A 14,198-nucleotide genomic window follows, 5' to 3' on the forward strand; every position below is an offset into this window, starting at 1 on the left:
ACCGAGGCGGGCGCCTTGGCGGCGAGCGCGCTGGGTGCGGGTGCCGGCGCGATGGGCGTGGGCAGCACGGCGATCGGCGCGCTGGCCTATGCGACGGAGCAGGGTGCGTTCGCCGGNCGCGCCGTCGCCTTCCAGGGCGTACAGGCGGGTCGCGGCGCTGAACATGACTGACAGTTCGCCTGCGACGCTGAAATCCGATTCAGCCACCACCATCCATCTCCTTGGCCGCACGATCCCGCCCGATGTCGCCGGGCGGCTTTCCATGGCAAGTCGCAAGAATACCCGCAAAGCCTGCCCGCGACGTGAACAGGTAGCGTGAAGTGTGGCGCACAACTCCCTTATGATCGGTGCGATGGATTCGCCGCGCACGCCACCTGCCCGCAGGCGGAGTCACGCGGTTTCTTCGCGCCGCGGACCGCGCAACGACATACCCTCGCCCACGGATCATTCCAGCCAGGATCGCTGACATGCTCGACCTCCCTTCCCTGCTCGCACCGATCGCCGACGGCCAGCCCTGCGGCGAGGATCTCTCCTACTCGGCGGAATTCGACGCCATCCAGGAGTTCCGACGCGCCGACGATCCTTCGCTCGACCAGGGCGAATGGGTGACCGAACTGAAGAGCGCCGACTGGCCGGCCGTCGCCAGCCACTGCTCGGCATTGTTGCAGGCGCGCAGCAAGGACCTGCGCCTTGCCGCCTGGCTGACCGAGGCGCACACGCGCCTGCACGGGTTCGCCGGGCTCGATGCCGGCCTGCGGCTCACCGCCGGCCTGTGCGACCGCTATTGGGAGACCCTGCATCCGGAACTGGACGGCGAAGAGAACGAACTGCGTACCGGCACGATCGCCTGGCTGCTGAACCAGTCGATCCAGTGGGTGCGTTCGGTGCCGCTCACCGACGGTGCCCAGGGGCGCTACGCGCAGGTCGATTTCGAGGCCGCGCGCTCGCGCCATGCCCACGAGGGCGGCGAATCGCACCTGCCCGCACCGGCCCAGCTCGAAGCCGCGCGCGCGGCCACCGCCTTCGCGTTCTACCAGCGCCTGGCAGCCGAGGCCCCGGCCTGCCTGCAAGCCCTGCAGGCTCTGCAGGACGTGGTGGATGCGCGGCTCGGCCAGCAAGGGCCGAGCTTCGCCGCCACCCGCGACGCCTTCGAATCGGCGGTGCACACGGCGCTGCGCTTCGCGCGCGACGCCGGCGTGCACGCCGACGGCAGCGAGCAGCTCGCGGCCGCATCGCCGGCCGGCGATGCTTCGCCGCCGCCGGCCGATCGGCCGGCCGACGCCTCTTCGTCCCGGGCCATCGCGCACGGCGAGATCGGCTCGCGCAAGGAAGCGCTGGCGCAACTGCGCAAGGTCGCCGAGTTCTTCCGGCGCACCGAACCGCATAGCCCGGTGGCCTACCTCGCCGACAAGGCCGCGCGCTGGGGCTCGATGCCCTTGCACGTATGGCTGAAAAGCGTGGTCAAGGACAGCGGATCGCTGGCCCACCTGGAAGAACTGCTGGACGTGGGTCCGGACGAATCCCGCGACGCGTGACCAAGGCGCCGGCCCTGCCGGCGCGTCGACATCGGCGGATGCGGCCCGGCCCGGGCTAGTTGGCCTGCCTCGGCGCCGGGCACGAGGGCGTTTCGCCGAGGTGCCCGGCGCAGATCCGCTGGCGGCAGGTGACGCCGGCGACGGTATTCGCGGCCGGGCACACTTTCAGGCGGCGCTCGATACGCTCGGCCTCGGAGACCTGCACCGCCGCCGCGGCCCTGCCGCTCCCCGGCGGCGCCTTCGGCCGGCTGTCCAGGTGCCGCATCAGCGCAGTCAGCAGGTCCACGTCGTCGTCGCGCCTGGTCGACTTGCCGGCCGGGCGCCGCTCCGCCGCTGTCGTCGCCGCCGGACGGGCCGGCGGCGCGAAGACCTTGTCCAGTTCGATCGCCGCCTGGCGCTGCGCGGACGTGGCGGCGGCCGGCGCGGGAACCGCCGCCTGGCTTGCACGGGCCGGCGCGTCGCTGACGATCATCGCGGTCGCCTGGCCTGTCGTCGCGTCGATGGTGGCGCCGGTTCCGCCGGCGCGCCCCTCGCTGCCTGCGGCGGCCTTCGCAGGCGCGTCCGCCGCGGTCGCGGCCACCGGGCTGCGCGGCGATTCGTCCGAGGACAGCCACAACAGCAGGGCGACCACGCACACCCCGGCCACGCCGAACGCGATCCAGCCGAACCGCCGCGCTTTCGCCGGTCTCCCGGGCTTGGCCGTGGTGCCGGCGATGTCGGCTAGAATCCGGTTCCGCTGCGCGGCCGGTTCGGTATCGCCGACGAATAGGCTGGGCCGTTTCGGCCGTTGATCCTGCGGGTCCAAGCGTAACTCCCTTTCGGCTTTGGCCTCGGGCGAAGCACGGGACCCTGCGTGGTCCCGCCGCGATTGTAATCATCGGACCGGCTCGGTCCAACCAGTCTTAAGGATGGGGCTGCAACACGAAATGGCTTTCGCACTGATCCCGCTGTTCGTCGCCGCGCTCGCACTCGCCTGGCTGTGCTGCTTCCCGGATGCCCGCGAGCGCCTGGGCGCCCGGCTCGGGCGCATCGGGCAAGGCTTCGCCTCGCTGCTGCACCGACTCGGCCGACGCACGCATCGTACATGGCGCAACTCTTCCGATTCCGTGCGCCAGGGCAGCACATCGCTCGGTCGCGACATCCGCCGCCACCGCGCGGCCCTTGTCGCCATCGTGGTCCTGCTGCTGGTGCCCCCGCTGCTGGTGATCGGCCTGCGCCGGCACGTGATGCTCGACGGCTTCGACGTCACCCTGCGCGACGGCGGCAGCAATGCCGAGCTGGTCGCCAGCCTGCTGCGCGGCGAGCAACTGGTTCCGCCGCCGCCGCTGCCCCCGGAGATCTTCACCACCCGTGAGGTCGAGATGATCCGTCCCGACCTGGGCGGCGCGAGTCGCGCCTGGGACAGGCTCGACGACGATTTCCGCCAGCGCCTGCTGGCGGTGTTCAAGGTGATGAAGGAGCGCTACGGCTACGACATGGCGCTGCTGGAGGGCTACCGCAGCCCCGAGCGGCAGGCCATGCTTTCCACCCAGGCCAAGACCGTCACAAACGCCGGCGCCTATCAGAGCTACCATCAGTACGGTTTGGCCGCTGACAGCGCGTTCTATCGGGATGGTAAGGTTGTCATCTCGGAAAAGGATCCGTGGGCGATGCGCGGCTACCGGCTGTACGGCGAGGTGGCGCAGGCCGCGGGACTGGTATGGGGCGGACGCTGGAAACTGATGGACTTCGGCCACGTCGAGCTGCACAAGGCCGGGGCCGGGCCCAGCGCACGCCGGCATTGAACCCGGTCAGGGATTTTCGGTAGGGACACTGAGTATGACGAAACCTTTCATCGTGATCGGCGACAGGACCAGCCACGGCGGCGTGGTCACCGGCTCGTCCACCACCAGCGACGTCGCCGGCAAGAAACTCGCCCGGGTGGGCGACAAGGTCAGTTGCCCCAAGTGCGGCGCCAACGCGATCGCCACCGGCGACACCACCGTCATCATCGACGGCCAGCCCGTTGCACGCCACGGCGACACCACGGCATGCGGCGCCACCCTCATCGCAAGCCAGAGCACCACTGGCGCGGGCTGAAGGATCGGCCGGCGCCGCAGGCGCCGGTGGTGAGGAACCGTACATGGCGAAACGCCCGAAACTGCGCACGCTGCTGTGGATCGCCCTGGTCTTCGGACTGGTGTGGGCCGGCATGATCGTCTACTGGCGCAGTACCTATCGCATCCCCAACGCCGCCGACGTGGCGGTCTGGTTCGTCGGCCTGCCGCTGGCGCTGGTCGTCGGCTTCGTCGGCCTGCGCAGCGGCATCGACTGGCTCAAGCGCCCCCGCCCGTCGCCGTCCGCCGCCGGCGATGCGGTCCCCGCCACGGCCGAGGCCGCCGATCCGACGCTGTCCTTCACCCTGTCCCTGCTCGACAGCCGCCTGCGCCTGCCGGCGGGCGAAACGCCCGAGGAGGTCGCCGACGCCGCCCTGGCGAACCGGCGCCCGGGGCTGCATCCCTCGCTGCGCGACGCGCGCGGCCTGCCGGTGTACGCCGCATCGGTGGACGCGGTGGCGCCGGACGCCTTCGAGGACACCTCGACGGAACCGTTCGACGGCTGGCAGGACGAGCACAAACGGTCCCTCCTGCTCGCCGCCGAGATCGCCGCCGAACTGCTCGAACGACATGCGGCCCCCGCCGACGACGAGACGCCGGAGCCGACCGCGCCGATCGCCATCCAGTTGCTGCTGCCGGAGCGCTGGAGCGAGGCCGTGCGCACCGCGGCGGTGGCCTGGTTCGGCCACCGGCTGGTGAGCGAAGGCTGGCGCGCGCCGGCGATCTCGCTGCATGCCGTCGCGGTGGCGGACGGCGTGCAGGCCCTGGCGCGCATCGACGAGCTGAACCTGCTGCTGAACCGCAACGGGGCCGACTCCCGCCACCTGCTGCTGGCCTGCGACTCGCAGGTGGGCGAAACCGCCGTGGCGGCGCTCGCCTCGGCACGGCGGCTGATGGGCAACGAGCAGCCGGAAGGGCTGATTCCCGGCGAAGGCGCCTGTGGCCTGCTGCTGGCGCGCGGGCCGGCGTCCCCGGCCCTGCCGGCGGCACGCCTGCACCGGCTGCTCGCCGGCCTGCGCGAGCACTCCGCCGACGCCGCCGGGCGCCCACGCATCGACACGGTGGTCCACCTGCTCGAGCAGGCGCAGCAGCAGGCCGGGCCGGACGCGACGCCCGCCTGCGTGGTCAGCGATGCCGACCACCGCGCCAGCCGCGTCACCGAGATCACCGAGGCGATCGCCGCCGCGCATCCCGACCTCGACCCGACCGGCCAGGGGCTGCACCTGGGCATGGCCGGGGGCGACAGCGGCGCCGTGGCGATCCTCGCCGCGCTGGCGGTGGCCGCCCAGCGCAGCCTCGCCGGGCAGCAACCGAGTCTTGTCGTGTCCGTGCGCGAGCCGCATGCGCGGGCCGTCGTGCTGGTCGGCCCGCCACACGACGACGACGCAGTTCAAGGCAAGGCGGCCTGACCGCCGCACCGTTCCGACAGGGAAATCGCTCCAGATGAATCGTCTCCGCTATTTTCTCACCGACTCGCGCACGCTGGCCTCGATCGGCGTGGCGGTCATCGCCGCCATGTTCTTCCTCGGCAGCAATACGCTGAAGATGCTCGCGTTCTGGGCGGCGATCGCGCTGGCGGTGGTCCTGCTGGTGCTGCTGGCCCTGTGGATCGCCCGCCGCATCCGCCACCGCCGCGCCGCGCAGCAGCTCGGCGAGATCGTCACGCACAGCGCGCCGGGCAACGCCAAGGGCAGGCCCAGCGCCGAGACCGACGCGCTGCGCGAGCGCATGCACGAGGCGATCAAGGCGATCAAGACCTCGCGCCTGGGCCAGACCAAGGGCACCGCGGCGCTGTACGAGCTGCCGTGGTACATGGTGATCGGCAACCCGGCCGCGGGCAAAAGCACGGCGGTGATCAACTCCGGCCTGCGCTTCCCGTTCGCCGACAAGCAGGCCAGCGTGATCCAGGGCATCGGCGGCACGCGCAACTGCGACTGGTACTTCACCACCGAGGGCATCCTGCTGGACACGGCCGGCCGTTACTCGGTGCACGAGGAGGACCGCAGCGAATGGCTGACCTTCCTCGAACTGCTGCGCAAGAACCGCCCGCGCGCGCCGATCAACGGCATCATCATCGCCGCCAGCATCGCCGAGCTGACCGGCAACCGGCCGGAATTCGCGATCAACCTGGCCAAGAACCTGCGCCAGCGCGTGCAGGAGCTGACCGAGTGGCTGGAGGTGATCGCGCCGGTCTACGTGGTGTTCACCAAGGCCGACCTGATCTCCGGCTTCAGCGACTTCTTCCGCACGCTCGACCCGGCCGAACGCGAGAAGGTGTGGGGCGCCACGCTGCCGTTCCAGCCGGAGACGAACCGCGACGCGGTGGACCTGTTCGAGCGCTACTTCGACGAGCTGTCCGAAGGCCTCAAGGAAATGGGCCTGGCGCAGATGTCGCTCAACCGCGGCAACGCGCAGGCCCCCGGCCTGCTGACCCTGCCGCTGGAATTCACCGGCATCAAGGCCACCCTGCGCACCTTCATCACCACCCTGTTCGAGGACAACCCCTACCAGTTCAAGCCGGTGTTCCGCGGCTTCTACTTCACCAGCGCGATCCAGGAAACCGCCTCGGTGCACCACGCCTCCGAGCGGATCGCCAAGCGCTTCGGCCTGGGCCGCAGCACCGAGAAGCCCGAGGCCGGCATCGCCTCCAAGGATGGCTACTTCCTGCTCGACCTGTTCCGCAAGGTGATCTTCGCCGACCGCCAACTGGTGCAGCAGTATTCCAGCCGCAACCGCGTGCGCATGCGCTATGCGGTGCTGCTCGGCTCCGCGCTGGCGCTGGGCCTGGCCCTGGGCGGCTGGGCGTGGTCGTACACCAACAACCGCCAACTGGTCGCCAACGTGCAGGCCGACCTGGACAAGGTGGTGCAGTTGCAGAAGGACCGGGTCGACCTGCAGTCGCGCCTGCAGGCGCTCGAAGTGCTGCAGGACCGGCTCGAACAACTGGGCCGCTACAAGGTCGACCACCCGCTGATGCTCGGTCTGGGCCTCTACCAGGGCGGCGCCATCGAGGCCAAGCTGCGCGGCGAGTACTTCGCCGGCATGCGCTCGCTGATGCTGCAGCCCGCCACCCAGGGCATCGAATCCTACCTGGGCGAAGTCGTGTCGCACGCCGCGGAGCTGAAGCCGGCCCAGGCCGGCGCCGCCAGCGAGGGCGCGGCCAGGCCCGCCAGCGCGAACGACCTCTACCAGGGCCCCTCGCCCACCAACGCGCAGGACGCCTACAACGCGCTCAAGGCCTACCTGATGCTGGCCGACGCAGGCAAGGTCGAGCAGGTCCACCTGGCCGACCAGCTCACCCGGTTCTGGCGCCGCTGGCTGGACGCCAACCGCGGCGTGATGTCGCGCGAGGAGCTGAGCCGCAGCGCCGAGCGCCTGATGACCTACTACATCGCGCAGTCCGGCGCCCCAGGCTGGCCGACCATCGAGAACAAGATCTCGCTGACCGACGACACCCGCCAGGCCCTGCGCCAGGTGATGCGCGGCCTGCCGGCGCGCGACCGCGTCTACGCCGAGATCAAGGCGCGCGCCGCCACGCGCTTCCCGCCGGTGACGGTCAACAGCCTGCTCGGCGAACAGGACGGCAAGATCCTTGTCGGCAGCTATGCGATCCCGGGCACCTTCTCGCGCGAGGCGTGGGAGGGTTACGTGAAGGACGCCATCCGCGACGCCGCCAACAAGGAGCTCAACAGCACCGACTGGGTGCTGCAGGCCACCCAGGCCGAGGACCTCACGCTGTCCGGCAGCCCCGAGCACATCCAGAAGGAACTGGAGGCGCTGTACGCGAACGAATACGTGCAGCAGTGGAAGAAATTCCTCGCCGGCGTCGCGGTGACGCCGTTCGCCGACTTCGACGATGCCGTCGCCGCCATGAACCGCCTCGGCGACGCGCAGAACACCCCGATGCGCAAGCTGCTCGACGGCGTCTACCGGGAAACCTCCTGGGACAACCCGTCGCTGGTGAACGAGGGCCTGAAGAAAGCCCAGGGCGGCTTCATCAACTGGTTCAAGCGGGTGATCCTGCGCCGCCAGCCGCGCGGCGTGAACCTCGACGTGAACCTCAAGGCACCCGGCGGCGGCGAGATCCCGGTCGGCCCGGTCGGCAAGGAGTTCGCGGGGGTCGCCCGCCTGATGGTGGCGCGCGACAGCAATCCCCCGCTGGTGCAGAGCTACCTGGACGTGCTCTCGCGCATCCGCACCCGCCTCAATGCGATCAAGACCCAGGGCGATCCGGGCCCCGGGGCACGCCAGTTGATGCTCAAGACGCTCGACGGCAGCGGCTCGGAGCTGTCCGACGGCCTGCAACTGGTCGACGAACAGATGCTCACCGGCGTCACCGACAGCCAGCGCCAGGCCCTGCGCCCGCTGCTGCTGCGCCCGCTGGTGCAGACCTTCGGCGCGCTGATCGCACCCACCCAGACCGAGATCAACAAGGTGTGGGCGGCCCAGGTCTACGAACCGTTCCAGAAGGAACTGTCCGGCAAGTACCCGTTCGACGAACACGGCCAGGTGGAAGCGGCCAATGCCGAGATCGCGCAGATCTTCGGGCCGGACGGCGCCATCGCCAAGTTCAGCAACGACGCGCTCGGGCCGCTGGTGATCCGCCGCGGCAACACCATGATCGCCAAGCAGTGGGCCGACCTGGGCATCACCCTGGCGCCGGCGATGATGGCCGACTTCGCGCAGTGGGTCGCGCCGCTGGGCCAGACCACCGACAGCAATTCGCAGTCCACCTTCAAGCTGCAGCCGGGGCCGGCGGCGAACGGCATCTCCGAGTACACCATCCAGATCGGCATGCAGTTGCTGCGCTACCGCAACACGCCGTCGCAGTGGACCACCTTCGTGTGGGACAGCAGCCAGCAGGGCCAGGTCGTGCGCATCAGCGCGGTGACCTACGACGGGCGCACCACCGAGATCGCCAGCTACAACGGCCAGCGCGCGCTCACCGAACTGATGACCTCAGGGCACCCGACCCCGGTGGAAGGCTCCAAGGACGTCTACGACCTGAGCTGGACGAACGGCCCGTACACGGTGCCGGTGAGGCTGCAGATCATCAGCAGCCCCGGCCGCAACGCGAACGGCACCCAGCGCCAGGGCCTGCGCGGCATGACCCTGCCGGCCACCATCGCCGGCAACGCCGAGCCGGCGCCCGTCGCCGCTGCCGGAGCCGCCCAGTGAACGCCGCGGTGAACGGCCTGGAACAGTCGGTGGGGATCAGCTATTTCGGCAAGCTCCCCACGCGCGGCGACTTCGTCAAGGCGACCGACAACCACCAGTTGATCTCGATCCTCGACCGCTGGGTCGGCCAGGGCATCGAACTGCTCGCCCAGGACGTCGCCTGGAAGCAGTTGTACGACGGCGGCGTGCCGATGCACTTCGCCTTCATGGGCTCGCGCAGCAAGGCGGTGATCGCCGGCCACCTGCTGCCCAGCCAGGACGCCTCCGGCCGCCGCTTTCCGTTCATCGCGGCGGCCTCGATGGAGGTGGCGCAGCCGCTGCGCTTCATCGCGCGCAGCCCGCTCGGCTTCTCGCGCCTGTACGCGCGCCTGCAACGCGAGGCCCACCAGGCGCGCCACGCGCCGGACCCGGGGGAAACGCTGCAGAACCTCGCCAGCCAGCGCATCGGCGTGAATACCCATGCCGATGCGCTGGAGCCGGCGTTCCAGGATTTCCTGGAAATGCAGTCGATCGGCTCGCTCGAATCGCTAATCGCGGCCAGCGGGCACGCGGTTTCGGTGCGGCGCATCCTGATCGCGCTGGGCATCCTGCTGCAGCCGGTGCTGGGCGGCGGCGCCGGCCGGCTCGGCAAGGGCCTCACCCTGCCGCTGCCGCAGGACCCGATGTACCGCAGCCTGGTCGCCACTTTCTGGCTGGACCTGGTCTCCGGCTTCCTCGGCCGGGCCGACTTCGAGCTGCTCACCCTGGTCAAGGACGGCCCGGCGCCCACGCTCACCATCGGCTTCAACGGCGCCCAGGGGCGCAGCCTGCAGGCGATGTTCGACCGCAGCGTCGACGAAGAGGAAAACATCCTGCTGGACGACCCCGACTGGGCCGACGACCACGCCGACGACGACTACGCCTTGAAGAAACTGTCCAGCTACACCGGCCAGGAAGGGCTGTCGCTGCGCACCGCGCGCGACACCTTCCGCGAAACCTTTTTGGGAGCCTGACCCATGCGCATCCGATCCGCCGCCCTGCTCGCCCTGCTCCTCGCCGGCACGGCCGCCGGCGTCCCGGCCGCTGCCGACGGCACCGCCGCCGGCAACGACAAGGTGGTCGTCAGCGGCACCTTGCCGAGCGAGGCGGTCAAGGCGCAGATCCTGGCCAAGCTGCGCGAGATGTACGGCGCCGACAAGGTGGTCGATCGCGCCGAGGTCAGCAACGTGGTCGCCCCGGGCAACTGGGAGCAGTACGTCACCGCCATGCTCGACGCCAACCTCAAGCAGGTCAGCCACGGCCAGCTCAAGGTCGAGGGCAACGAGATCCGCATCAGCGGCGAGGTGCCCAACGAGTACCAGCGCCAGCAGGTGCCCAGCCAGCTGGCGGCGCATTTCAACGGCACGTACCATATCCATCCGGACCTGCGCATCGGTACCTCCGACCAGCAGGTGCTGGACCAGGCGCTGGCCAACCGGGTGGTCGAGTTCGAGAGCGGCAGCGCGATCCTCACGCCGCGCGGCCGCCTGGTGCTGGACGAGATGGCCGCGGCGATCGTGAAGCTGCAGGACCCGAAGATCGCCATCGTCGGCAACACCGACAGCTCCGGCAACCGCGCGGCCAACATCCAGCTCAGCCTGGCCCGCGCCGCCGCGGTGCGCGACTACCTGGCCGGCAAGCGGATCCCGGTGGCGAGCATGACGGTGAGCGGCAACGGCCCGGACCAGCCCATCGCCGACAACGCCACCGAGCAGGGCCGCGCGCGCAACCGGCGCATCGATTTCAAGATCCTGCGCTGAGACTCGGAGACTGCTCAAAGTCTCCCAGGCATCCCCCTGAAACGTCATCCCGGCGGCTCTAAACGGCCGAAGGGCCGGTCAAGCCGGAACCCAGAGCTTCTAGGTTTGGGGGAAGAGAAAGTCGCTGGATTCCTGCTCTTGCCCCCCCCCCTTTTCGGGGTTCGCAGGAATGACGAGCGGGGAGCGTGGGGGGATTCCAGTCTCCCAGGTATCCCCCTACGAAGCGTCATCCCAGCGAAGGCTGGGATCCAGTGCCTCTAGGTTTTAGGGAAGGGAAAAGTCGCCGGATGACCAGCCCCTCGGCTGTTGAAAAGCGCGCCCAGCTCGACCGGCCCTGCGACCGTTGAGAGTTGCAGGAATGACGAGCGGAGAGCGTGAGGGGAGCCAGTCCGACCGGGAGACTTTGAACAGGCTCTCAGCGCGACGGGCGCGCCTGCGCGATGCGCTGGCGCAGGGCCTCGTGGAAAGCGCGCGGCAGCTCCGCGCGCACTGGCACCCGCCACCAGTGCGGCTGCGCGAAGCGCTGGCACTTGACGGCGTCCTTGTCGGTCATCAGCACCGGCAGGGCATCGCCGAAATCCAGGTCGCCCGGTGCGAACAGGTGGTGGTCGGGAAAGGCGTGTTCGATCACCTCGATGCCCCGCTGGCGCAGGCTGTCGAAGAAGCGTTGCGGATGGCCGATCGCCGCCACCGCATGCACGCGCTCGCCGGCGAAGGCGGCGACGGGCTGGTGGTGGCCGTCGGCCAGGGCGCAGGCCTCGTCGCCCAGCAGCGCCATCGTATAGGCCCCCTCCAGCGCCGCCCCGTTGCAGACGCGCAGGTCGACCGCCCGCAGCCGCTGCAGCGGCTCGCGCAGGGGGCCGGCCGGCAGCAGCCTTTGGTTGCCGAAGCGGCGCACGCCATCGATCACGCAGATCTCCACGTCGCGCGCGAGCCGGTAGTGCTGCAGGCCGTCGTCGGCGACCACCACGTCGCAGCCGGCGTCGAGCAGCAGCCGCGCCGCCGCCGGGCGGTCGCGCCCCACCGCCACCGGCACGCCGCCGCCGCGCAGCAGGCAAGGCTCGTCGCCGAACTGCTGCGGATCGGGTGCCTCGCCCAGCAGCGCGGGCTCGCGCTGGCGCCCGCCGTAGCCGCGGCTGACCACGCCGGGGCGCAAGCCGTGTCCGCGCAGGTCCTCGACGATCGCCAGCGTGAGCGGCGTCTTGCCGGTGCCGCCCACCGTGATGTTGCCGACCACCACCACCGGCACCGGCAGGCGCTCGCTGCGCAGCCAGCCGAGGCGATACAGGCGCCGGCGCAGCCGGACCACGCCGCCGTAGAGGAACGCCAGCGCCCCGGCCCACCAGGGCGCGCGGCCGTTGCCGTACCAGGAGGCTTCCAGCGTGTCGGCCAGCGCCACCGCGGCGGCCTCAGTCGCCGGCCGGCTCGTGGAATTGCATGCGGTGCAAGGCGGCGTAGTGCCCGTTCGCCGCCAGCAGTTCGGCGTGCGTGCCGCGCTCGACGATGCGGCCCTGGTCCATCACCGCGATCTGGTCGGCGCCCTCGATGGTGGACAGCCGGTGGGCGATCACCAGCGTGGTGCGGTTCAGCATCAGCTTCTGCAGCGCCTGCTGGATCAGCCGCTCCGACTCGGTGTCCAGCGCGCTGGTGGCCTCGTCCAGCACCAGGATCGGCGCGTTCTTCAGGATCGCCCGGGCGATCGCGATGCGCTGGCGCTGGCCGCCGGAAAGCAGGTTGCCGCTCTCGCCGATCTCGTTGTGGATGCCCTTGGGCAACTTGGCGATGAACTCCATGGCGTTGGCCGCCTCGGCCGCGGCGACGATCTCCGCCTCGCTCGCGCCGGCCAGTTCGCCGTAGGCGATGTTGCTGGCCACGGTGCCCTCGAACAGCACCACGCTCTGCCCCACCCAGGCGATCTGCCGGCGCAGCGAGGCCAGCGTGTAGTCGGCGATGTCGTGGCCGTCGACCAGGATGCGCCCCTCGTTCGGTGCGTAGAATCGCGGCAGCAGGCTGACCAGGCTGGTCTTGCCGCTGCCCGAGCGCCCCACCACGGCGGTGACCGAGCCGGCGGGACACGCCAGGTCGATGCCGTGCAGCACCGCCGCCGTCGTGTTCTCGTAGGTGAGGCCCACGTGCTCGAAGCGGATATCGCCGCGGCTGCGCTCCAGCACGCGGCTGCCGCTGTCACGTTCCGGCGGCAGGTCGATGACGGCGAAGAGATCCTCGGCGGCGGACACGCCGCGCTGGATGTCGGCCTGCACGTTGGTCAGGCGCTTGAGCGGGGTCATCAGCCCGGCCATGGCGAAGATCACCGTGGTGTAGGTGCCGGCGGTCATGCTCTCCATCTGGAAGGGGCGCGTCGCCAGCCAGATGATCGCGGCCAGCGCCAGCGCCGCGGTGGCCTGCACCATCGCGCCGGACAGCGCGCTGGTCGAGGAGATCTTGAGGTTGAACTGCGCCGTGCGCTCGGCCACTTCGTCGAAGCGCTGCTGCTCGACGGCCTGCGCGCCGTAGATGCGCACCTCGCGGTGCCCTTCCACCACTTCCTTGACCGACCCGGCCACCGAGCCCATGGTGTTCTGCACGCGCTTGCTGATGCGGCGGTAGCGGCGGCTGATCCAGGTGACCACGCCGATCACGGTGGGCACCATCACCAGCAGCGCCAGCGTCAGATAGGCGCTGGCCAGCAGCATGTTGCCGATCAGCCCGACCACCACCAGGCCATCCTGCAGCACCGACTTGAACGCCGTGGTGGACGCCTTGGCCACCTGGTCGGTAGTGTAGGTGATGCGCGAGATCTGCTGGCCCGAGGATTCGTTGGCGAAACGCGGCACCGGCAGGCGCAGGTAGCTGGCGAACACGTCCTTGCGGATGTCCTGCACCACGTTGCGGCTGAGCAGGCCCATGCCGTAGTCGGAATAGTACGAGGTGAAGAAGCGCACCACCGCCAATGCCACGATGCCGATCGGCAGCCAGAAGATGGTCCAGGGGTCCTTGTCCACGAACAGGCCGTCGATCATCGGCTTGATCGCGCGCACGAACAGGGTCAGGCACAGCGCGTCCACGATCATCGCCAGTATGGTGCCGACGCCGGCCCAGCGGTAGGGCAGCAGGTAGCTCAGCAGGCGGCGGTAGACCTGCCAGGTCTGCATCCAGTCGATACGGCTTTTCTTGCTCACCGTGCGTCCGCCCTGGCTGGCGTCGTCGCGATGGAGAGCCGGGTGAAGCCGAGCTGCCCCAGCGCATCCATCGCGGTCACTACGTCCTGGTGCGGCGTCATCGCGTCGGCGCGGATCGTCACCTGGCGGTCGCGGTCCTCGCCGGCGACGCGCGCGATCGCCTGCTTGAGCGGGTCGATCCCCTCGCCCAGCACCTCGTCGCTGCCCACGTAGTAGCGGCCGTCGCGGTCGATCATCACGGTGAGCGCGGGCGCCTGCATGTCGCGGTCCTCGGTGCTGGCCTTGGGCAGGGTCACCTGCATGCGCGAATGCTGCACGAAGGTGGTGGTCAGCACGAAGAACATGAGCAGGGTCAGCAGCACGTCGATCAACGAAATCACGTTGATCTCGAAATCGTCCTGGCGGCGGTCGTTGCCTATGCGCATCGACGGC

11 protein-coding genes are annotated in these 14,198 nt (G+C 70.0%); 7 read left to right on the top strand and 4 right to left on the bottom strand.

The features are described 5' to 3' along the window. The first annotated feature begins 467 nt into the window (after nt 1–467). Nucleotides 468–1,535 (top strand): type VI secretion system protein TssA, encoded by a 1,068-nt coding sequence (tssA, locus tag ASG87_RS09010; protein ID WP_056004040.1) that lies wholly within the window; start codon nt 468–470, stop codon nt 1,533–1,535. A 55-nt stretch (nt 1,536–1,590) separates the two neighbouring features. Here the strand turns inward: tssA and ASG87_RS09015 are convergent, their stop codons facing one another. After that, a complete protein-coding gene (locus ASG87_RS09015; RefSeq protein WP_056004043.1) occupies nt 1,591–2,340 on the bottom strand; it encodes a hypothetical protein in 750 nt (249 codons plus the stop codon). 121 nt (nt 2,341–2,461) lie between these two features. Between ASG87_RS09015 and ASG87_RS09020 the strand changes: the two genes are divergently transcribed. Genes ASG87_RS09020 through ASG87_RS09045 form a run of 6 tightly spaced genes read left to right on the top strand, consistent with a single transcriptional unit; the run spans nt 2,462 to nt 10,587 of the window. Further along, nucleotides 2,462–3,319, top strand: a complete 858-nt coding sequence (locus tag ASG87_RS09020; RefSeq protein WP_056004388.1) for a M15 family metallopeptidase — start codon at nt 2,462–2,464, stop codon at nt 3,317–3,319. Nucleotides 3,320–3,353: 34 nt separating this feature from the next. Beyond that, nucleotides 3,354–3,614, top strand: coding sequence for a PAAR domain-containing protein (locus ASG87_RS09025; RefSeq protein WP_056004046.1), 261 nt, complete (start codon nt 3,354–3,356; stop codon nt 3,612–3,614). Between the two features lie 43 nt (nt 3,615–3,657). Continuing rightward, a complete protein-coding gene (locus ASG87_RS09030; protein WP_056004050.1) occupies nt 3,658–5,040 on the top strand; it encodes a hypothetical protein in 1,383 nt (460 codons plus the stop codon). A gap of 34 nt (nt 5,041–5,074) precedes the next feature. Beyond that, nucleotides 5,075–8,809 carry a type VI secretion system membrane subunit TssM gene (tssM, locus tag ASG87_RS20615; protein WP_056004053.1) on the top strand — a complete coding sequence of 1,245 codons (3,735 nt, stop codon included), beginning with the start codon at nt 5,075–5,077 and terminating at the stop codon, nt 8,807–8,809. After that, nucleotides 8,806–9,801, top strand: coding sequence for a type VI secretion system-associated protein TagF (tagF, locus tag ASG87_RS20620; RefSeq protein WP_235499601.1), 996 nt, complete (start codon nt 8,806–8,808; stop codon nt 9,799–9,801). Before tssM ends, tagF begins: the two co-directional genes overlap by 4 nt. A 3-nt stretch (nt 9,802–9,804) precedes the next feature. After that, a complete protein-coding gene (locus ASG87_RS09045; RefSeq protein ID WP_056004056.1) occupies nt 9,805–10,587 on the top strand; it encodes an OmpA family protein in 783 nt (260 codons plus the stop codon). A gap of 415 nt (nt 10,588–11,002) precedes the next feature. On the opposite strand, the gene lpxK is transcribed toward ASG87_RS09045, so the two are convergent. From lpxK to ASG87_RS09060, 3 genes are read right to left on the bottom strand one after another with little or no spacing between them, the layout of a single operon-like run. Then, entirely contained in the window at nt 11,003–11,986 is a 984-nt protein-coding gene (gene lpxK / locus ASG87_RS09050) for a tetraacyldisaccharide 4'-kinase (RefSeq protein WP_056004059.1), read from the bottom strand. 10 nt (nt 11,987–11,996) lie between these two features. After that, a complete protein-coding gene (msbA, locus tag ASG87_RS09055) occupies nt 11,997–13,766 on the bottom strand; it encodes a lipid A export permease/ATP-binding protein MsbA (protein ID WP_326937889.1) in 1,770 nt (589 codons plus the stop codon). After that, a complete protein-coding gene (locus tag ASG87_RS09060; protein ID WP_056004062.1) occupies nt 13,763–14,191 on the bottom strand; it encodes a biopolymer transporter ExbD in 429 nt (142 codons plus the stop codon). Before ASG87_RS09060 ends, msbA begins: the two co-directional genes overlap by 4 nt. Nucleotides 14,192–14,198: the final 7 nt, after the last annotated feature.

The sequence above is a fragment of the Frateuria sp. Soil773 genome (assembly GCF_001428405.1).
GTDB lineage: Bacteria > Pseudomonadota > Gammaproteobacteria > Xanthomonadales > Rhodanobacteraceae > LMSL01.